Origin of the sequence: uncultured Victivallis sp. (assembly GCA_944389935.1) — a bacterium.
Taxonomy (GTDB): Bacteria; Verrucomicrobiota; Lentisphaeria; order Victivallales; family Victivallaceae; genus Victivallis.
Genome location: CALXOE010000005.1, coordinates 30,444 through 49,515, shown reverse-complemented (window position 1 = coordinate 49,515; position 19,072 = coordinate 30,444). Strand labels below are relative to the sequence as shown.

The following is a 19,072-nucleotide window of genomic DNA, read 5'->3' as shown; positions in this document are numbered from 1 at the left end:
GGGCGCAACGTTTTGCAATTTTATTGGAAGAGGAGGATCGAAACGGCTCCCTCTGCGAATTTTCCGATGGCGACCGCTCCTTTTGCGTACCAGCCGATGGCGACCGCTCCATGGGCGTTGGTTCCGATGGCGACCGCTCCGAGCGCCGACCAGATTCCGATGGCGAGTCCGCCGATGGCCAGTCCGAGCGAGAGCGCAACCCCTCCGACTGCGAACAGAAGAGCCGCTGCGATTCCGCCGCTGCTGACCCCGCCGATCGCGCCGCCGCCGAATGCTGCGACTCCGATCGCAAACCCGCCCGCTGCGATTCCGCCGCGCGCAACCCCGCCGAGCGCAATCACGCCGGTGGCGATGTCGCCAATGGCGATGATCCCTCTGGCGCGGCCTCGTTTCTCATCCTTTTCCGGATCCGGCCCGATCGCGATGTCGTAGAGCGGCAGCCCGAACAGTTTTTTCTTCGAACGTTTCCGCACGCCTATCCGCTGACGAATGTTTCCCATGCATGCCTCCTGCGGTTGAAACCGGGATCCACGAAGTTAAAGATAACACTTCCGCGGAACATTTCCAGCCGGATTCCGGCGGATGCGGAGTTTTTTTTCCGCGGCTGCTTGTCAAACCGGAAAAGCAAGGGTATATTATCCGAAAAAAGAGTAACACGCAATCAGGGAATTCCTTACGGAAAGATGCAGAAACCGGAAGTCACCATCATCATTCCGAATTACAAGACCGCGGGGCTGACGAAGTTGTGTCTGCGTTCGCTGCGGTTGCATACGAATCTCGAACGGGTCAAGGTCATCGTCGTCGACAACGATTCGCAGGACGCTTCAACCGAATATCTGCGCGGCGTCGAGTGGATCCGGCTCATCGAACGTCCCGCCGTTCCCGGCGAAACCGGACCCCAGATGCACGCCCGCGCGCTCGATCTCGCACTTGCCGAGGTCGATACCCCTTATTTCATGGTGATGCACACCGATACGATCGTCATCAACGATCTCTGGCTCGATTTCCTCATCAACCGGCTCATCGCCTCCCCGAAAATCGCGGGAATCGGCAGCTGGAAACTCGAAATCGTCTCCCCGTGGAAACGGGTCGGAAAGGTGTTCGAGACGTTTTTCCGCCGCCTCCTCGGCCGGAAGAGTCAGAAAGAGGTCCGGTATCTGCGCAGCCATTGCGCGATGTACCGCACGGCCCATGTCCGCCAGGTCGGGCAGGGATTCTTCGATGACACCACCGCCGGAAAATCACTCCATCTTGCCCTCGTGAACGCCGGATTTGAAATGTATTTCATCGAGTCGGCCGAATTGATGAAATTCGTCCGCCACCTGAACCATGCGACGATGATTCTGAATCCGCAGCCGAAGGACCGCAAGACATCGAAACCCGCCGCGCGGCAGCGCATCGAACGCGAACTCGAGTCGCTGCACTACCGCGAGATCCTGGCCGACGATTCGCTCGACAGGTTGCAGGCATGAGGCTGCTGTTTCCGATCTTCCGCTATTTCCCTCACGGGGGGCTTCAGAGCGACATGCTGCGGATCGCCGAAGCCGCGCTCCGGCGCGGTCACGAGGTCACAATCGCCACAATGGCGTGGCAGTGCGAAGATGCTCCGCCCGACGGCATTGAGCTCAAACTGTTCCCGGCGCGCGGCCTGTCCAATCATGCGCGTGCAAAGCACTTTGCCGCAGAGATCGGAGCGTTCGCGGCCGCCGGGCGGTTCGATCGGATTGTCGGATTCAACCGGCTGCCCGGGCTCGATCTCTATTTCGCGGCGGACAACTGTTTTGCGAAGAGTGCGGCGGCGCGCCATCCGAAGTGGGCGCTGGCGCTTCTGCCGCGTTACCGGACGTTCCTCGCTCTCGAGCGGGCGGTGTTCGCGCCGGAGTCGAAGACGCGGATCCTCTGCCTGACGGAACGGCAGAAACGGGAGTTCATCGAAGTTTACGGCACACCGGAGGCGCGGTTCACGCTGCTGCCGCCCGGAATCTCTCCCGCGCACAGACGCCCGGAGAATGCGGAGGAAGTGCGCGCTGCCAAACGGGCCGAACTCGGGGTCGCTCCGGAGGAGACGCTGCTGCTCGAAGTCGGTTCCGGCTTCCGGACGAAAGGGGTCGACCGCACGCTCGAAGCATTTGCCGCCCTGCCGGAGGAGCTGCGGAGAAAGACGAAACTGTTCATTGCCGGGCGTGAGTCGAGCCGGAAGTTTGAAGCGCTCGCGCGCCGGTTGAATCTGGCCGGCCGCGTGACGTTCGGCGGCGGCCGCGACGACGTCCGGGAGCTGATGCTCGCGGCCGACCTGCTCGTCCACCCGGCGCGCAATGAGGCGGCGGGGAATGTTCTTGTCGAGGCGATCGCGGCGGGAACTCCGGTTTTCTGCACGGAAAACTGCGGCTTCAGCGGCTACGTGGCCGAGTCGGGCGGAATGGTGCTGCCCGGGCCGTTCGACCAGGCGGCGTTCGCTGCTGAACTGGCGGAATTGCTCTCGACTCCCGGGCGGCTCGACGCCATGCGGCAACAGACGGTCGCTTATGGGAAAAACGCGGATTTCTACCGTCGCCCGGAGGCGGCGGTCGATGCGATCGAGGAGGCGGCACATGGCGCAATTCATTGATCTGGCCCCGGAATTTGCGCGGGCATGGCAGGGACGCGATCCATTCGAGGCGGTCGCGGCGATTGAGGGGGAGGTGTTCCGCCACGTCAAGAGCCGCCGCACGTTCCGGTTTGAACTCGAGGGGAGGGGGTATTTCGCGAAAGTTCACCACGGCGTCGGCTGGCGCGAGATCTTCAAGAACTGGCTGCGCTTCAAGAAGCCCGTGCTCGGCGCGCGCAACGAATATGAGGCGCTTGCGCTGCTGCACCGGGTCGGCGTCGACACGATGACTTCACATGCCTGCGGCTGCCGGGGGACGAATCCCGCGAAGCTCGAGTCGTTCCTCGTGACCGCCGAGCTGAAAAATATGACGAGCCTCGAGGATCTCTGCCGCGACTGGCCGGAACATCCGCCCGCGCTGCGGTTCCGCATCGGGCTGACGCGGCGGCTCGCGACGATGGTGCGGACGATGCACGCGGCGGGGTTGAACCATCGTGACTGCTATCTCTGCCATTTCCTGCTCGACAACGCGACGCGGGACGAAGCGCTGCCGCACTTGTATGTCATCGATCTGCACCGGGCGGAAATCCGTTCCGCCGTGCCGTACCGCTATCGCGTGAAAGATGTGGCCGGGATTTACTTCTCAAGCATGGACATCGGACTGACGCGACGCGACCGCTGCCGGTTCATGAAGCTCTACAGCGGCAAATCGCTGCGGCGGACGCTCGAGGAGGACGGCGCATTCTGGCGCGCGGTCGAACGGGCGGCGGTCTCTCTTTACCGCCGCGAACAGATCCGCGCCCGCCGCCGCGCTCAGCGATAGAGTGTTTCGCCGTTCGCGTCGGTCGCGACGACGAGCGGAAAATCCTCGACTTCGAGCCGGTAGATCGCCTCGGGGCCGAGATCGGGAAACGCGACGAGCTCACACTTTTTCACGCACCGGGCGATGAGCGCCCCCGCACCGCCGGTGGCGGCGAAGTAGACCGCGCCGTATTGTTTCATCGCCTCCACGACCGGGGCGGTGCGCGCTCCCTTGCCGATCATGCCGCGCAATCCGCACTCCGCAAGCAGTCGCGGCGAATAGGCGTCCATGCGGTAGCTCGTGGTCGGACCGGCGCTGCCGATCGGCATTCCGGGTTTCGCGGGGCAGGGGCCGACGAAGTAGATGACCTGCCCGTCAAGATTGCACGGAAGCGGCTTCCCATCGTCGAGCAGGGCGACGAGCCGCTTGTGCGCCTGGTCGCGCCCGGTCCAGATCACGCCGGAGAGCAGCACGCGGTCGCCCGCTTTCAAACTCCGTACTGTTTCGAGCGAAAGAGGAGTCGTCAGTTTGATCGTATTCACAGTTCCACCTCCGCATGGCGCGCCGCATGGCAGTTCACATTGATCGCGACCGGCAGACTTGCGATGTGGCACGGGAAAAATTCGATGTGCACGGCAAGAGTTGTCACCGAGCCGCCGAGTCCCTGCGGGCCGACGCCGGTCGCGTTGATTTTTTCGAGGATCTCCGCTTCGAGTTCGGCGTAGCGCGGATCGGGATTCGGATCGCCGGTCTTGCGCAGCAGCGCTTTTTTCGCGAGGAACGCGGCCTTTTCAAATGTTCCGCCGATGCCCATGCCGACCACGGTCGGGGGACAGGGGTTGCCGCCCGCCTTGCGCAGCGTTTCGACCGCGAAATCGACCACGCCCTGCCGCCCGTCGGAGGGTTTCAGCATGCGGATCGCGGACATGTTTTCCGAGCCGCCGCCCTTGGGCGCGAGCGTGATGTGGAGTTTTTCCCCGGGAACGAGTTCGAGATGGATCACCGGAGGCGTGTTGTCCTGCGTGTTCTTCCGGTCGAAAAGCGGGTCGTTCACGATCGACTTGCGCAGATAGTGTTCGCGGTAGCCGCGCGCGACTCCCTCGCTGATCGCCTCGTAGATCGTGCCGCGATCGAAGCGGACGCGGTCGCCGAGTTCGACGAAACAGACCGCAAACCCGGTGTCCTGGCAGAGCGGCATGCGCTCCTCGCGGGCGATGCGGGCGTTTTCAAGATACTGCGCGAAAAAGTCGCGCCCGAGTTCGGACGTTTCGCGCGCTTCCATCTGCCGGAGGCGGTCGAGCACATCCGGCGGCAGGTCGCAGGCGGCTTTGCCGCAGAGGTCGGAGACGGCCTGCGCGACGGCTTCAAACGATACGATTCTGTAATCACTCATTTCTGCAACTCGATATAGTGTTTCTGAATTTCCGGCGTGCGTTCCGCGATGTTCGTGAGGCGTTCGCCGATTTTGGTCATTTCTCCGAGCATCTCGATGAAGATGACGGCGTTCGCAAGCTGACACTTGCCTTTGCGCAGCCGCTCGGTGTGGGCGTCTTCGAGTTTTGCGGCCATTTTCTGGAGTCGCCGTTCATCTTTCAGGGCGAACTTGACCTGTTCGGGATTCGTGCTGCCGAGCGCGGAGATCGTGTTGCGCGCCTGGTCGTCGAGGACGTTCCAGAGTTTGCGCAGATCTTTCTTGCCGGAGAGCGAAACCTTTTTCCCGGTTTTGAGCAGCCGGTCGGTCAACTGGAGGATGAGCGCGGTGTGGTCGGCGATCCGTTCGGCGTCGTTCGTGCAGTGCATCAGCAGCGGAACGAGTTCCGACTGCGGTTCGGTGAGGGGGCGGCGCGTGATCTGCACCAGGTAGGCGGTGACTTCGGCCTGCATGGCGTCGATCCGCTCTTCAGCCTGGGCGAGCGCCTCGTACTTCTCCTTGTCGGAGACACCGGCGATGAAGTGCATATTGACCGCCTGATCGACCATCTTCCAGGCGTCCTCCACCATCGTGTGAATGGCGGAGACCGCCTGCTTGAGCGCGATCGACGGCGTGGCCAGCAGATTCGGTTCGAGAGGCTGAATATGGATCTTCTCGTCGGCCGGAATCGGCAGCAGCCGGTTGCAGAGCTTTGCGAACTGGCTCAGGAACGGCAGCAGCAGCACGACCACTGCGACGTTGAAGAACGTGTGCGCCATGGCGATGTGGCGCTCGATGTTCTGCGGGTCGGGCGCAAAGACGTTGCCCGGCGTGATCTCGTTGATGAAGTAGAGGAAGATCGGAATCCGCTGCGGCCCGAACGGAACGTAGAAGAGCACAAGCATGAGCAGCGCGCCGAAGACATTGAAGAGCGTGTGAGCCAGCGCCGCCTGTTTGGCGACGCGGTTCGCCGTGAGCGAGGCGAGCTGCGCGGTGACGGTCGTGCCGATGTTCGTCCCGATGAGCAGCGGCACGGCGGTCCAGAAGTTGATGAGTCCGCCCGCGGCGAGTGCGAGCACAATGCCCATCGCCGCGGAGCTCGACTGGATCAGCATGGTCGCCACGAGCCCGATCAGGATCGTTCCGAGCACGGCGCCGATCGGCATCCAGCCGCCGACGGCGGCCGGCGCGCAGTCGAACCAGCGGAACGCCTCCCGGAATCCCGGAAAGTCCGCGAGCAGTTTGAGTTCGTCGGACATCATGGTCATGCCGAAGAAGAGCAAGCCGAATCCGAGGATCGATTCGCCCCAGCCCTTGGCCGAGCGCCTCTTTGAAAGCGTGATGACGAATCCGATCGTGATCGCCGGCAGCGCGAGGCCCGAGAGGTTGAACGAGATGATCTGCGCGGTGACGGTCGTACCGATGTTCGCGCCGAAGATGATGCCGATCGCCTGCGTGAGATTCAGCAGTCCCGCGTTGATGAACCCGATCACCATGACCGTCGTCGCGCTCGACGACTGGATCACGGCCGTGACGAGCGTTCCGGCAAGCACCGCGACGATGCCGTTGCGGGCGAAGAACTGCAGCACTTTCTTCATGTTTTCTCCGGCGATCTTCTGGATGCCGTCGCCCATGAGTTCCATGCCGAAGATGAAGAGCGCGAGTCCGCCGAGCACGGCGATCACGACGGAGAGGACGTTGAATCCGAGCAGTTTGACGGTTTTGTTCTGGATCAGGAATCCCTCCTCCGGATTCAGAACGCTGATTCCGATGTTGTAGATGCCGGTCTTGTCGCCGAGCTGTACATCGGTTTCGGCGACGCCGTCGGCGTTGGTCACTGCGATGGGGGTGAGGATTTTCGCGCTGGTACTTGCCCCTTCGCTGGTGGAGAGCAGATCGAAGTTCACGGGGATGCCGGTCGCGGGCGACCCGTCGGGTTTCACGAGTTTGACCGAGAGCGGCTCAACCGTGACCGACCCGGTCCGGTACTGTCGTTCATCGCCGTCGATCCGCATGCCGGTGATGAAGCGCAGCGTGATGCTTTTGCCGGGATAATCTTTCGGAATGACGCGCAGATACTGGTCGCCGGTGGTTTTTCCGGCGGTGACGTTGACCGTTACGCCGCCGCCCTCGTCGGTCGTGGCGGTGGCGGGTTCGACTTTGAGGTCGGATCCGTCGGCGGGCTCGAAGAACACCACCGCTCCGGCGGCGGGGGCTCGATTCCCCTGACCGCCGAGCATGCCCGGTTTCTGCGGGCCGAGGAGTTCGAGCTTGACCGGTCTCGCGTAAGGTTGTCCCGGCAGAGTGCACTGTTCCGCACCGTCGACGACCCGGATCTTGTCGACGGTCGCGTCGGCGGATTCCCCGCAGCCGGCCGCAAAAAGGAGCAGCAGTCCGGCGATCAGTGTGAGCGATAAAGACTTTGCAGTCCGGAAAAATGAAGACATAACGCTTTCCCTGATTGTTGTTCGCACTGTGATACGGTCTCATACTATACTCCCGAAACGGCGGATTCTCAAGTTTTCCGGGTTCTTTTTTCTTGTAAAAAGGGGTGAGGCGTGCTATTATTTATACAGTTTCGCAAGTGATCGATCAATTCTGTACGGGAGGGTATCATTGGAGCGACGGGATTTTTTGAAAGGCGCCGCGGTTTTTGCGCTGACTGCAGGAATCGCCGGGAAACTCAGTGCGGCCGCATCTCCGGGACAGAAACCGACGACCGGGCAGGGCGTTCCTGACCTGGTTGCCCTGCGCGGAGAGTCGCCCGCGGAGATGTTCGACGCCGGGATCGCCCTTTTCGGCGGGATCAAGGCATTTGTCAAGCCCGGGCAGAGCGTTGTCATCAAGCCGAACATCGGGTGGGATCGTCCTCCCGAGAGCGGCGCGAACGCGAATCCCGAACTCGTCGGGCGCATGGTGAAACGGTGTTTTGAGGCGGGGGCAAAAGAGGTTTTCGTCTTCGACCATACCTGTGACAACTGGGTCAACAGCTACTCCCGCAGCGGAATCAAAGCGGCGGTGGAGGCCGAAGGCGGCACGATGGTGTCCGGCGCCGTCGAGGAGGACTACCGCGAAATCGATGTGCCGAACGCGCTGCGCATGAAGAAGCCGAAAGTGCACCGGCTCATCCTCGACTGCGACGTATTCTTCAACGTCCCGGTGCTGAAACACCATGGCGGGGCGAAGCTGACCTGCGCGATGAAAAATTTCATGGGACTTGTGTGGGATCGTCGTTTCATGCACGCGAACAATCTCCAGCAGTGCATCGCCGACGCGAGTCTGATCCGGCGTCCCGATCTGAACGTGGTCGACGCTTTCCGGGTCATGAGCACGGGCGGTCCGCGCGGCAATGTGAATTCGATCGTCCGGAATATGAAAAGTCTGCTGCTCTCGCGCGACATCGTCGCCGTGGATACTGCCGGAGCGCGCCTGATCGGGTTTCCGCTTGAAACCGTTGCGCATATCACGAACGGCGAAAAACTCGGACTCGGCACGACGAAACTCAATACGCTTGACATCCGGAGGATCATGCTTTAACCATGTGGAAATACCGTCTGCTCAAAACGCTCCGGGTTCTCGTCTCGCTGCTGGTGCTGGCGTGCTTTGTCGCGGGATTCTCTTCCCTGCACCGGTTTGCGGCGAATGCCGCCAAAGGAGAATTTCTGCCCGCGCTGCTGCGGATGATAACGCAGCTTTCGCTCATTTCGGCACTGTTCTTTGTGGTGATTGTGGCGGTCACGCTTCTGGTCGGGCGGCTCTACTGTTCGTTCTGCTGCCCGCTCGGGGTGCTTCAGGACATCGCCTCCCGGATCGGAAAACTGGTTACGTTCAACAAAATGAAATATCGGACGCTGCCCGATTTCCGCCGGACGCGGATCATCATGCTCGTCATTCTGATCTGCCTTGCGGTCGGCGGCTGGATGTTTCCGCTCGGGTTGCTCGACCCGTATTCGCTCTTCGGCCGGAATGCGGCCGGACCGGGACAGGCGTTGTTTACGGAGGTGAACAACGAGCTTTACGGGCGGATCGAGGCAATTCAGCCGCTTGAGCCGCGGCCGGAGTTCCCGCAGGCGCTGGCGATTTTGTCGGGCGTGATTCTGCTGGCGATCTTGCTCGCGGCGGCGTGCCGGGGGAGGGTGTTCTGCAACACGCTCTGCCCGGTCGGCGGGTTGCTTGCGGTGCTCTCGAAACGGGCGCTCGCACCACTGCGGCTCGATCCGGCGAAGTGCATGAAGTGCGGCATGTGCGTGAAGGTCTGCAAAGCGGGCTGTATTGACATTCGCGGAGGGAAACTCGATTCCGCGCGCTGCGTCGGCTGTATGAACTGCGTGAGCGTCTGCCGCTTCGGCGCACTCGGATTTCACCGGGCGGAGAAAGGAAAAATGGAAGATGCTGCGAATGCGGAACTTCCGCCGGAAACTCCGCTTCCGGACCCGGGGCGGCGCACTTTTCTCGCCGCGGCCGGAGTTTCGGGTGTGGCGGCGCTGGTGGTCGGCCGCCTCGCCGGAACGGCCGGGAAAAAGGCGGCTGCTGCGGGTGGCGTTCCGCCCGTGATGCCGCCCGGAGCGGGGAATCGAGACGACTTCAACCGCCGCTGCACCGGCTGCGGCATCTGCATTGCGAACTGCACCGGGCATACGCTCAAGCCGGCGTTCCTCGAATACGGACTTGCGGGGATGGGGCAGCCGCGTTTGTCATTTGAAATCGGCAAGTGCGAATACGAGTGCAGCAAATGTTCGGATCTGTGTCCGACCGGTGCGCTGCGCAAGCTGACCCGGGAGGAGAAGCGGAGCTGCCGGATCGGGCAGGTTCATTATTTCCGCGAACGCTGTGTGGTCGTGACCGACGGCACCAGCTGCGGCGCGTGCGCCGAGCACTGCCCGACCGGTGCGCTGCAGATGGTTTCGTACAAGGGACATCTGACGATTCCGCAGGTGATTGCGGATCTGTGCATCGGCTGCGGCTGCTGCCAGTACATCTGCCCGGTCATGGATGAGGCAGGGAAGGCGGTCATGATTTACGGAGCGACCGAGCAGACGCGTGCGGCCGATCCGCGTGAAGTGCTCAAACAGGCGCAGCCGGTTCTGAGTGAGATGGAAGAGTTCCCGTTCTGACGGGGGAAGTAACGGGAAGAAAGAGGGCGTTCGCAGAAAGTATGGTCAGGAAATTTTTTCGCAGGCTGTTCCGGTTGTTCAAGGTGGTCTGGTGGTTTGTGGTATCGAGTTACCGGGTTCACCGCGATCAGAAAGGGCGGAGCGGCTGGGATGCGGTGGCGTGTTCGGCGCGCCATGCCAGGGAGTGGGCACGCGGGTCGGCGGAAATCGCCAATTTTGAGCTCGTGGTGCACGGCGATCCCGAGCAGTTCCCCGGCGGTTTGCTGGTCAGCAACCATCAGGGGTATCTCGATATTCTGACGCATGCGGCGATCTTCCCGATCCGCTTCGCCCCGAAGCAGGAGATGCGACGCTGGCCGGTGCTCGGACCGTTCGTTGCGCAGAGTCATCCGATCTGGATCGACCGCACGTCGCGTCAGAAGTCGAAAGATGCCGCGGAGGAGATGATTGCGACGCTCGAGCACAAGATCAATCTGCTCGTTTATCCGGAAGGAACCAGTACCGACGGTGAGCACGGGCTTCTGCCGTTCAAGTCGACGCCTTTCGAGGCGGCGGTGGACGCGAAGTGCGCGGTGCAGCCGCTGCTGACCTTTTTCAGCAGTGAAGATCCGGAAGCGTATCCGCTCGCATGGTACGGGCATGCCGCGCTGCTGCCGCATGTCTGGAAAGTGCTCGGACTTTCGCATGTCCGGGCGGATGTGTATGTTCTGCCCGTTGTGGAGCCTGTCCCCGGGGAGAACCGTAAGGAGCTGGCCGCGCGCGTGTATGAACTCATGCGGGCCGAATACAGAAAGATCAAGGGGCATGATTAAACCGGAAAGACTGCTGCGTGGGATGATCGGCGCCTGGGAGATGCTGATCGACTTCCCTTTGCCGGGGAGCCTGGTTCGGAGATTCGGCGGGCACGTGGATTCGACCTCGAAATTGGCGGGGTTCCCTCTGGTCGGAGCGGCAGTCGGGATTCTGCTGGCTTTCGTTGCGGTATTTTGTTCGACGGTGTTCCGGCCGGTGGCGGGGAGCGTGATTTTCGCGATTCTTGCGACAGCGTTTCTTGATTTGAAAGATTCCGGACGGGGACTTGCGCTGTTGACCAGTGGAATTTTGATGCGGCAGCGCGGAATTCCGTTCCGGGAGGCGCTGCCGGGGCTGAATGCCGACTGGAACCGGATGAGTGGCACTCCACTTGCGGCGGTCTTTGTTTCGTTGCTGGAGGTTGCGAAAGCGGCGCTGCTTTTCGCACTGGCGTTCGGAGGCGCGAAACTCTGGATTGCAGTGATTCTCACTGGAGCGTTCACCGTGCAGGGGATGCTCGCGCTCGAGCCTGATCGCGATTCGGGAGTCCCGCTGTTGCCGGTTTCGCTGGAAAACAGGCGGCTGGGATGGTGGATGGCGGGAATCATCGGCGTGGTGCTGCTGCTTTTCTTCCCGTTCGGTGTGATTGTTGCGGGGGCGGTGGTCTATTTTGCGTCGAGCGGATTCGCCGGGTTTTTCCGGCGGAATTTCGGCGGTGTTTCTGCGGATTTCATCACGTTGGCGGGTGCGTTGGTGGAGCTTCTGCTGCTGATTGCCGGACTGCTTTTCGTCCTTTAAAGCCTGGGAGAAACTGGAAGATGCGCAATGATTTTGAGAAGAGTTATGACGTCGTTGTCGTAGGCGGAGGCGTCGCCGGAGTCGCCGCAGCACTCGCTGCCGCGCGCCGCGGGCGGCGGGTTGCCCTGGTCGAAAAAACCGTGCTTTGGGGTGGTTTGGCGACGACCGGAATCATCTTTATCTATCTGCCGCTCTGTGACGGCAACGGCACGCAGGTCACGTTCGGAATCTCCGAGGAGCTGTTGAAAGCGGGGATGAAGTACGGACCCGGTGATATCCCGGCCGGATGGGAAACGGGTCGTAATCTCGCGGAGGAGAAACGTTACCGCACGGTGTTTTCTCCGGCGTCGATGGTGCTGGCGCTCGATGAACTGCTGGCGGAGTCGGGCTGCGACCTCTGGCTCGATACGCTGCTCGTCGATGCCGAGTGCCGTTCCGGTCGGGTCGAGTCGATCACCGTGGCGAACAAGTCCGGCATGGGGAAACTCCGGGCGGCGGCGTTCGTCGATGCGTCGGGAGATGCCGATCTGGCGTTTTATGCGGGCGCGTCGTGCCCGGTGGCGGCGAATGCGCTTGCGAGTTGGACGCTGGAGTATTCCGAGCAGGACGGCGGGCATTTGCTCGCTCCGACGGTGCGGGCTTCGATCGTCGGCGGGTCGGTCGATCCGGACTTCACCGAGCCCGGGATCAACGGGCGGATGGTCAGCGAGTTCGTGATGGCGGGGCGGGCGGAGTATCGCCGCAGACTCACCGAGGAGTACACCGCGGGAAAGTCGACCCGTTACACACGCTTTCCGCTGAAAGTCCCGGCGATGGCCGATCTGCGCCACACGCGCCGGATTCAGGGTGGTTTCACGCTCCAGCCCGGGATGGAGTGGCAGCGGTTTGACGACTCCATCGGGGTGTGCGCGGATTGGAGAACCACCGGAAAGGTGTGGGAACTTCCGCTGCGGTCGTTGCTTCCGCAGGAGCTCGACAATGTGATCGCCGCGGGGCGCTGTATCTCTTCGCATGGCGATGCGTGGGAGGTGACCCGGGTGATTCCGGTCGCGGCTCTGACCGGCGAGGCGGCGGGAATCACGGCCGCACTCGCGGCGGAACGGAGTTGTTCCGCCCATGAAGTTCCCTGTCCGGAGGTCCAGAGCGCGATGAAGCTGGCCGGAAATCCGGTCCACATTTCCGAACTCTATCCGGATAAGTGAAACGGAGCTCTTTTTCCTCCTCCCGAACGAAAATCATTTTCGATCCGATTTGACTTCGGGTAAAACAGAACTATATTATGTGCATATGCACATAATGAAACGGGAGGAAAGCTGCGATGCCGCGCAATCGGAAATGTCGTCGAGTCTGTGTGGAGCCGGCGTGCCGGATGTTTCGCGGTGTCCCGCGGAAAACGCCGCTGGAACTGCGGCTCGACGAACTTGAGGCGATCCGCCTGGTTGATCTCGAGGAGTTCGATCAGGTCGAGGCGGCGGCGCGCATGGAGATCTCGCGCGGGACGTTGCAGCGGCTGCTCTACTCCGCGCACCGTCAGATTGCGCTGGCGCTGACCTCGGGACGCAGCATTGTGATTTCGGACGGCGGTGATACGGTTGCCGGTCCGACCGGCTGTGATGCTTCCGTCTGCCGTTTCTGTTGCCGAAAACACCCGGAGACGGCGTCGGGCTGTCTGCCGGAAAACAGAAAGAAAGGGGATATCATGATTATCGCGGTCACCTGTGAAAACGACAATGTGTTTCAGCATTTCGGGCACACTCCGGCCTTTGCGCTTTTCACGGTCGAAGAGGGGCGCCTGACCGGGCGCGTCGACGTTCCGACCGGAGAGAGCGGCCACGGGGCGCTCGCTGGATTTCTGAAAGAGCGCAACGTCGATGTGCTGATCTGCGGCGGCATCGGCGGCGGAGCGCAGCAGGCGCTTGCAAATTGCGGAATCAAACTGGTCGGTGGAGTCCGGGGCGATGTGACCGAGGCTGTCGGTCACTATCTTGCCGGTACGCTTGAGGCCGATCCGAACTTCAGCTGCAACCATCATGGGCACGGTCATGAGCACGGTTCCGGCAGCTGCCACGGCGGCCATGACGAGGGACACTCCTGCCAGTGCGGCAGGCACTGATCTCCCGTTTTTCGCGGAAAAAAAAGCCCCGGAGAATCGCTTCCCCGGGGCTTTTTTATCAGAACTTAATAGTTCTTCGCTTCGATCTCGAAGAAAGCCTTCGGCTTCTTGCAGACCGGGCAGACTTCCGGCGCTTTCGTGCCGATGTAGACGTGTCCGCAGTTGCGGCACTCCCAGCGGTTCTCGCCGGTGCGGACCCAGACTTCATTTTCCTCAACGTTCTTCAGCAGCGTGAGATAGCGCTCCTCATGGCGCTTTTCAATCGCGGCGACGCGCTCGAACGTGCGGGCGAGTGCGGAGAAACCCTCCTGCTCGGCAACTTCGGCGAAGTTCTTGTACATCTCAGTCCATTCGCCGTGTTCTCCCTCGGCGGCGGCTTTCAGATTCGCAGCGGTATTGCCGATCAGTCCGAGCTCCTGAGCCCAGAGCTTCGCATGCTCTTTCTCGTTGTTCGCGGTCAGTTCAAAGATCGCGGCGATCTGCTCGTACCCCTCTTTGCGGGCGACTTCCGCAAAGTAGGTGTACTTGTTGCGGGCCTGGGACTCCCCGGCGAATGCGAATGCGAGGTTTTCGGCGGTTTTGCTGTTCTTGAGTTCTGCCATTTTCATTTCTCCTGTGTTCCCCGTTTCTGGGCATTTCTCTCGCGGAATTTCAGGAATGCGGCCTGCCGTATCCATCTCTTCCAGCCGATTTTTCTGCTGATCCGGCAGCGCACCCGCACCAGTCCGGATCGTGATCTCTTTTAAAATATAGTAATGATTATCAAAAATGCAAGGAGAGTTTGAAAAAAAACGCGATTATTTTTCTTGTTTGGCCCATCGCCCGATGAATCCGTGATAGTGATCGAGCGGGAACGGCGCTCCTGGGACCGCCCACGGGAAATCGCGGGTATCGACGAGACGGTTTTCATCAAAGGCCCGGCGGATCACCTCATCGATTCCGGGGACGACGCGGCGGGCGACTCCATCGCTGCCGACGACGTTGCGGACGAACTCATGAGGAATGTCGAGGTTCGGAGCCGAGTCAAAGACGGCGTTGGAGATCAAGGTATGTTTGGACGCGATGTCAAGAGTGCAGATGAACTGTTTCGGATCCTCCAGCCGTTTGAGGAGCGCATCATAGATGTGCTTGCGCATTTCATGACCGGGGGTGGATTCAAACATTTCGACTTCACCGTTTTTGCGGGTGATGACGGTGCGTTGTTCGTTATAGTCGATCGTCCCCTCGTCACCCTCGATGCGGGAGATGGGATTCACGTTCGTTTCGCTCACGTGCGTCACATGGAAATAGATTTTCTGACCGAGGGAACTTGTGATGCGCAGCGTGGCGAAATCGTTGGTTTCGATCTGGTTGGCCCGGAACATTCCCGCCTGCACTTCAACCGGATCGACGGTTCCGGTGAAACTGGTCCCCGCGTAGAAGATCAGCAGATTCAGAAAGTGGGCGAGCGCATTCGTGAACGGGCAGTCAAGAACCCATTTGCCGTTGACAGAAAGCATGCCCGCCCAGTTGTTGCGGCTGTAATAGGCGTCGTTGCGGGGCCACAGCGCGTAGGACTTGAAGATGCGGGGCGTGCCGATCGCGCCGGAGAGCAGCAGCTCTTTGATTCGCCTGGTTTCGGGCTGGTACATGGTCTGGTAACCGACCGCGACGAAACGGCCCGTGCGCTTTTCCGCCTCTTTCATGATCTCCGTCTCTTCGACGGTCGGAGCGACCGGCTTTTCGACGTAGACGTTGGCGCCGGATTCGAGAGCCGCGACCGTCATCGGACAGTGCATGGCGATTCCGGTCGGGATGAAACAGATGTCGATCTTGCCGCGAAACTCCTCAAGCATCTTCCGGTAGTCGGTGAAAAGCCGGCAGCCGATCGATTTCAGGAATGCGCATTTTTCGGCCTCCTCGGCCTGGTTGATGACGGTGGCCGCGACCACGTTCACGCGACCCGCTGCGTGTTCCCGGACAAAATCATTGTAGTGCACTGCTCCGAATCCGGAAACCCCGATGACTGCGACATTGATCATAATCTTGAATTCCCCAGATAATGGTGAAAAGTGAATCATCCCAAGATAAAATAACGCATCCCGGTATTTTATGCAAGTTCCGTCACGGTTTTTCGAGCAGATAACGGCGGAAAAATTCCGCCGCCAGCGGCGCACAGCTCGCACCTCCGGAGCTGCCCCCCTCGACCATGACGCAGCATGCGTAGGTTTTCCCGCGGTAGGTCACGAACGAGATGAACCAGGTCGTGAGAATGCGGTTGGCTCCGGAACCGACCTGCGCCGATCCGGTTTTGCCGTAAAGTTCGAGTCCGGCGACTTTCCCCTCACGCCCCGAACCGCGCGGCGTGTTGACCACGTCGAACATGCCGCGCCGGACTTCATCGAGAAAACGGGGCGTGGTTCGGAGATTGCTCACGACTTCCGGCTTGCGTTCGTAGAGCACGTTCCCATTGGAGTCGACCACTTTCCAGACCACGTGCGGTCGGAAAATCTTTCCGCCGTTGGCCAGCGCGGCCGTGTAAACCGCCGCCTGAAGCGGACTCAGGGTGATGACTCCCTGGCCGATCGACAGCAGGCCCGTATCGTAACTGTTCCAGCGGACGGCGTTGCGGTGGCTGCGCTTCTTGCTGGCGTTGCTGGGGAATGTTCCGGCGATCTCCGGAAGCTCCACGCCGGTCTTGCGGCCGATTCCGGCGCTGCGCAGCACATCCGCGATCGGAACGAGACCGATTGCGGTGGCGTGTTCGATCATGTAGTCATTGCAGGATTTTGCCAGGGCACCGCGCAGATTCAACGGGCCGTGGCCGGCGCGGGCTGCGCATCGGATCCGGACGCCGTTGACGATCGTTTCCCCGTCGCAGTTCACGATCTCCTCCGGAGAGACTCCCGAATTGAGGAACGCGAGCGCGACAAGCGGCTTCAGAATTGAGCCCGGCGTGTAGTTCCCGAGAAACGCGCGGTTGTAGAGCGGACGCCCCGGGCTTTTCAGGAGCTTGTCGTAATAGTCTTTCCGGATGATCGTCGAAAATCCCGCCGAGAGATTGTAGGTCGGACTCGACGCCGAAGCGATGACGTCGCCGTTCGAGGCGTCCAGAACGACGAGCGCGGCACGCTGGCCGCTGATGATGGATTCGGCGATCTTCTGGGCGCGGGAGTTGATTGCGAGAATCACGTTGTTGCCGTGGTGCGGCTCGATCCGGCTGATGATGTTGCGGCGGATCATGCCGAGATGATCGACCTGAACGAGCGAATAACCGGGCATTCCGCGCAACCCCAGCGGCGTTTCCGGCGTCCCCGGCTGCGGATCGTAATCGGTCTCCTCCTGCGACGTGCCGGGGAGACGGTCGAACGCGCGCTCGATGCCCTCGACGCCGATCCGGTCCGGCACATAGTAGGAGTATTGTTTCCGGTCGCTGGCTTCGAGCGGATTGTCGGGATGAGCGGGCCGGGTATACCCGATCAGATGGGCGGCCAGAGCTCCTTCCGGATAGGTGCGCGATTCGTCGGGTTCCACGTCGATTCCGGCAATGTCCCGGCTCTTCTGGAACGCCCGCTCAAGTTCGCGCGGCGTGAGCTGGCGGAAAACCACCAGCGGCAATCCGGGCTGATAATTCAGATGGCGGGCGATATCCTCTTTCGAGAGCGGATTCGGTTTGCCGATCGCGCGCGAGACGGTTTCGGCGGTTTCGTAAATATGGTCGATGGTCTGCTTCCGGTTTCCTTTTACGCGCATCTCCTGCGGGTAGAAGACCAGATTCAGGTCGCTGCTGCTGCCGGCGAGGAGCTTCAGATCTCTCGTGTAGATCTTTCCGCGCCGGGCGGGAATCCGGATCCGGCGGATGGATTGATTCGAGATCGCCGTGATGCTTCGATCCGCAGACTGGATCTGCACGTAGGCGAGGCGCACGAGCATCGCGAGGAATACGAATGCGACGATCCCGCCGAGGATCAGAATCCGCAGCCGTTCCGTCGTGAGGATTCCCGAGGCCGATCCCCGGGGTTTTTCCTCCTTGCGTCTGGCGGCGGGGCTCACGGCAGCCTCCTTGTGCGCGGTTCGCGCACCCGGCGCGGCCGCAGCCGGTCGAACGTCGATTTCGGTTCGCGCAGCGCTCCGGGAATCCCGAGTTTTCCGGCGACTGCATCGAGCGAGAGCGTCAGAAGCGGCATCAGAAAGAGTCCGAGCGCACCGAAGAAGATCAGTTTCCAGAAAAACGACCCGAGCGATTCCGGCTGGCGTGAGAGGGCGAAGTTCGTCAGTGCGTCTCCGATCAGCGCGGTCAGAATCACTCCCATGCCGGGCAGGGCGGTTTCAAACGAGTGCACCGGCGCTTTCAGGTGCATCAATCTTCCCGTCGCCAGCGCAGCGGTCAAAACCACGGCCGTCGCGGGAAGTTCCCTGCCGTAGCTCAGGTCGAGCACCACCCCGAGGAGAATGGCCAGATAAAATGCCGCCGCGGCCGGCCCGACCAATGCCAGATAATAGATCACCAGCGCGGACAGGAAAAGCGGCAGCCCCAGCGAACCCGCCAGCAGTTCAATCAGAAGTGAGAGAAAGAGCAGCACGAAGAAGAACAGCGTTTTCACTTCTCCCCTCCCTCTTCCGCGGATTCCGGCATTGCAACGAGGACGAAATGGAGATTGTCGAGATCGACATCGGGCGTCAACAGCCCGGAAACATGTTCTGAACTTGAAAAATTCGGATCGACTTCGTCGAGCGTCGTCAGGCGGCCGACCTTGAGTCCGGACGGAATTCCCGCCGCGAAACCGGTCGTCACCGCGGTGTCGCCCGGAGCAGCCATGCGATTCACCGGAATGTATCCGACCGGAACGGTCCCGGGGGTGGCCTGGCGTTCCCCGGCATTCAGAAAGCCGTTTCCTCCTCCCGGGAAAGCGACCGAAAGCCGCAGATTTCCGGAGAAGATGGTTTCCACCTCGGCATTTCGTTTCCCGGTCCGGGATATGATTCCGACGAGCGAGGGCGTTCCGTCATTGCCGGGAGCGATGACCACAGCCCCGGGCCGGATTCCGGAATCCGGGGCGATCGAAATGGTGAATTTTTCGCGCCAGAAAAGCGGATCGCGCAACAGCACCTGCGCCGTGTGGTATCTCCAGCGCGGCGCAGACGGGAGCAGCGCGAGTTCCCGCAGTTCCCGGTTCTCCGCCGCGAGGGTCTGCAGCTGCCGGTTTTCCGCTTCGAGCCGTCGATTTTCCTGAATCAGGGATTCGGTTTTGGCCGCGAGCTCCGTGCGGCTGAGCAGCAGCAGCGACTGGCGCGCAACCTGATCCGTCGCGATCCGGGTCAGCGCCAGATACGGATAGAAAAAGTCTCCGAGCAACAGTCCCGCACTGCGGCGGAGCGCCCGATACCCGGCGAATGCGAGAATCAGTGCAAGTACCACCGAGGCCGCGAAAAAGACCCTGCGGTCGGAGATTTTCCCTGGTTCGCTCATCGGCCG

General features: G+C 61.2%; 18 protein-coding genes. 9 read left to right on the top strand and 9 right to left on the bottom strand.

Annotation, left to right across the window (positions count from 1 at the left end; genetic code table 11):
- Positions 1–20: 20 nt before the first annotated feature.
- Positions 21–500 carry a hypothetical protein gene (locus Q0J85_RS02885; RefSeq protein ID WP_294478106.1) on the bottom strand — a complete coding sequence of 160 codons (480 nt, stop codon included), beginning with the start codon at positions 498–500 and terminating at the stop codon, positions 21–23.
- 183 nt (positions 501–683) lie between these two features.
- Between Q0J85_RS02885 and Q0J85_RS02880 the strand changes: the two genes are divergently transcribed.
- Genes Q0J85_RS02880 through rfaP form a run of 3 tightly spaced genes read left to right on the top strand, consistent with a single transcriptional unit; the run spans position 684 to position 3,410 of the window.
- Positions 684–1,472, top strand: a complete 789-nt coding sequence (locus Q0J85_RS02880; RefSeq protein ID WP_294478104.1) for a glycosyltransferase — start codon at positions 684–686, stop codon at positions 1,470–1,472.
- Positions 1,469–2,608, top strand: coding sequence for a glycosyltransferase family 4 protein (locus tag Q0J85_RS02875; RefSeq protein WP_294478102.1), 1,140 nt, complete (start codon positions 1,469–1,471; stop codon positions 2,606–2,608). Before Q0J85_RS02880 ends, Q0J85_RS02875 begins: the two co-directional genes overlap by 4 nt.
- On the top strand, positions 2,592–3,410 hold the full coding sequence (gene rfaP / locus Q0J85_RS02870) for a lipopolysaccharide core heptose(I) kinase RfaP (protein ID WP_294478100.1): 819 nt from the start codon (positions 2,592–2,594) through the stop codon (positions 3,408–3,410). Before Q0J85_RS02875 ends, rfaP begins: the two co-directional genes overlap by 17 nt.
- On the opposite strand, the gene Q0J85_RS02865 is transcribed toward rfaP, so the two are convergent.
- The 3 genes from Q0J85_RS02865 to Q0J85_RS02855 are packed head-to-tail and all read right to left on the bottom strand — an operon-like array spanning position 3,401 to position 7,247.
- Positions 3,401–3,931, bottom strand: a complete 531-nt coding sequence (locus Q0J85_RS02865; protein WP_294478097.1) for a Fe-S-containing hydro-lyase — start codon at positions 3,929–3,931, stop codon at positions 3,401–3,403. The genes rfaP and Q0J85_RS02865 overlap by 10 nt on opposite strands.
- Positions 3,928–4,782 (bottom strand): fumarate hydratase, encoded by an 855-nt coding sequence (locus tag Q0J85_RS02860; RefSeq protein WP_294478095.1) that lies wholly within the window; start codon positions 4,780–4,782, stop codon positions 3,928–3,930. Before Q0J85_RS02860 ends, Q0J85_RS02865 begins: the two co-directional genes overlap by 4 nt.
- Positions 4,779–7,247 (bottom strand): Na/Pi symporter, encoded by a 2,469-nt coding sequence (locus tag Q0J85_RS02855; protein WP_294478092.1) that lies wholly within the window; start codon positions 7,245–7,247, stop codon positions 4,779–4,781. The genes Q0J85_RS02860 and Q0J85_RS02855 overlap by 4 nt, the downstream gene beginning before the upstream one ends.
- Positions 7,248–7,416: 169 nt before the next feature.
- On the opposite strand from Q0J85_RS02855, the gene Q0J85_RS02850 reads away from it, so the two are divergent.
- From Q0J85_RS02850 to Q0J85_RS02825, 6 genes are all read left to right on the top strand, one after another.
- On the top strand, positions 7,417–8,337 hold the full coding sequence (locus Q0J85_RS02850) for a DUF362 domain-containing protein (RefSeq protein WP_294478090.1): 921 nt from the start codon (positions 7,417–7,419) through the stop codon (positions 8,335–8,337).
- Positions 8,338–8,339: 2 nt separating this feature from the next.
- Entirely contained in the window at positions 8,340–9,914 is a 1,575-nt protein-coding gene (locus Q0J85_RS02845; RefSeq protein ID WP_294478088.1) for a 4Fe-4S binding protein, read from the top strand.
- Between the two features lie 41 nt (positions 9,915–9,955).
- Positions 9,956–10,726 (top strand): 1-acyl-sn-glycerol-3-phosphate acyltransferase, encoded by a 771-nt coding sequence (locus Q0J85_RS02840; RefSeq protein WP_294478086.1) that lies wholly within the window; start codon positions 9,956–9,958, stop codon positions 10,724–10,726.
- Entirely contained in the window at positions 10,719–11,504 is a 786-nt protein-coding gene (locus Q0J85_RS02835) for a hypothetical protein (RefSeq protein ID WP_294478084.1), read from the top strand. Before Q0J85_RS02840 ends, Q0J85_RS02835 begins: the two co-directional genes overlap by 8 nt.
- A 20-nt stretch (positions 11,505–11,524) precedes the next feature.
- Positions 11,525–12,706: an FAD-dependent oxidoreductase gene (locus Q0J85_RS02830; protein ID WP_294478083.1), complete on the top strand. Its 1,182-nt coding sequence runs from the start codon at positions 11,525–11,527 to the stop codon at positions 12,704–12,706.
- 116 nt (positions 12,707–12,822) lie between these two features.
- Positions 12,823–13,617: a DUF134 domain-containing protein gene (locus Q0J85_RS02825; RefSeq protein WP_294478081.1), complete on the top strand. Its 795-nt coding sequence runs from the start codon at positions 12,823–12,825 to the stop codon at positions 13,615–13,617.
- A 65-nt stretch (positions 13,618–13,682) separates the two neighbouring features.
- Here Q0J85_RS02825 and rbr read toward each other — a convergent pair whose 3' ends face one another.
- The 5 genes from rbr to mreC form a co-directional block, all read right to left on the bottom strand.
- Positions 13,683–14,219 carry a rubrerythrin gene (rbr, locus tag Q0J85_RS02820; protein ID WP_294478079.1) on the bottom strand — a complete coding sequence of 179 codons (537 nt, stop codon included), beginning with the start codon at positions 14,217–14,219 and terminating at the stop codon, positions 13,683–13,685.
- A gap of 195 nt (positions 14,220–14,414) precedes the next feature.
- On the bottom strand, positions 14,415–15,638 hold the full coding sequence (locus tag Q0J85_RS02815; protein WP_294478078.1) for a Gfo/Idh/MocA family oxidoreductase: 1,224 nt from the start codon (positions 15,636–15,638) through the stop codon (positions 14,415–14,417).
- Between the two features lie 82 nt (positions 15,639–15,720).
- A complete protein-coding gene (locus tag Q0J85_RS02810) occupies positions 15,721–17,649 on the bottom strand; it encodes a penicillin-binding protein 2 (RefSeq protein WP_294478076.1) in 1,929 nt (642 codons plus the stop codon).
- Positions 17,646–18,200 (bottom strand): hypothetical protein, encoded by a 555-nt coding sequence (locus Q0J85_RS02805; protein ID WP_294478074.1) that lies wholly within the window; start codon positions 18,198–18,200, stop codon positions 17,646–17,648. The genes Q0J85_RS02810 and Q0J85_RS02805 overlap by 4 nt, the downstream gene beginning before the upstream one ends.
- Positions 18,197–19,066 carry a rod shape-determining protein MreC gene (mreC, locus tag Q0J85_RS02800; protein WP_294478072.1) on the bottom strand — a complete coding sequence of 290 codons (870 nt, stop codon included), beginning with the start codon at positions 19,064–19,066 and terminating at the stop codon, positions 18,197–18,199. The genes Q0J85_RS02805 and mreC overlap by 4 nt, the downstream gene beginning before the upstream one ends.
- Positions 19,067–19,072 lie beyond the last annotated feature (6 nt).

Coding starts and splice junctions, on each gene's coding strand:
- Q0J85_RS02835 (WP_294478084.1), top strand. CDS start 10,719: ATGATTAAACCGGAAAGACTGCTGCGTGGGATGATCGGCGCCTGGGAG.
- Q0J85_RS02855 (WP_294478092.1), bottom strand. CDS start 7,247: ATGTCTTCATTTTTCCGGACTGCAAAGTCTTTATCGCTCACACTGATC.
- Q0J85_RS02825 (WP_294478081.1), top strand. CDS start 12,823: ATGCCGCGCAATCGGAAATGTCGTCGAGTCTGTGTGGAGCCGGCGTGC.
- Q0J85_RS02845 (WP_294478088.1), top strand. CDS start 8,340: ATGTGGAAATACCGTCTGCTCAAAACGCTCCGGGTTCTCGTCTCGCTG.
- rbr (WP_294478079.1), bottom strand. CDS start 14,219: ATGGCAGAACTCAAGAACAGCAAAACCGCCGAAAACCTCGCATTCGCA.
- Q0J85_RS02830 (WP_294478083.1), top strand. CDS start 11,525: ATGCGCAATGATTTTGAGAAGAGTTATGACGTCGTTGTCGTAGGCGGA.
- Q0J85_RS02860 (WP_294478095.1), bottom strand. CDS start 4,782: ATGAGTGATTACAGAATCGTATCGTTTGAAGCCGTCGCGCAGGCCGTC.
- Q0J85_RS02815 (WP_294478078.1), bottom strand. CDS start 15,638: ATGATCAATGTCGCAGTCATCGGGGTTTCCGGATTCGGAGCAGTGCAC.
- Q0J85_RS02840 (WP_294478086.1), top strand. CDS start 9,956: ATGGTCAGGAAATTTTTTCGCAGGCTGTTCCGGTTGTTCAAGGTGGTC.
- Q0J85_RS02875 (WP_294478102.1), top strand. CDS start 1,469: ATGAGGCTGCTGTTTCCGATCTTCCGCTATTTCCCTCACGGGGGGCTT.
- rfaP (WP_294478100.1), top strand. CDS start 2,592: ATGGCGCAATTCATTGATCTGGCCCCGGAATTTGCGCGGGCATGGCAG.
- mreC (WP_294478072.1), bottom strand. CDS start 19,066: ATGAGCGAACCAGGGAAAATCTCCGACCGCAGGGTCTTTTTCGCGGCC.
- Q0J85_RS02880 (WP_294478104.1), top strand. CDS start 684: ATGCAGAAACCGGAAGTCACCATCATCATTCCGAATTACAAGACCGCG.
- Q0J85_RS02885 (WP_294478106.1), bottom strand. CDS start 500: ATGGGAAACATTCGTCAGCGGATAGGCGTGCGGAAACGTTCGAAGAAA.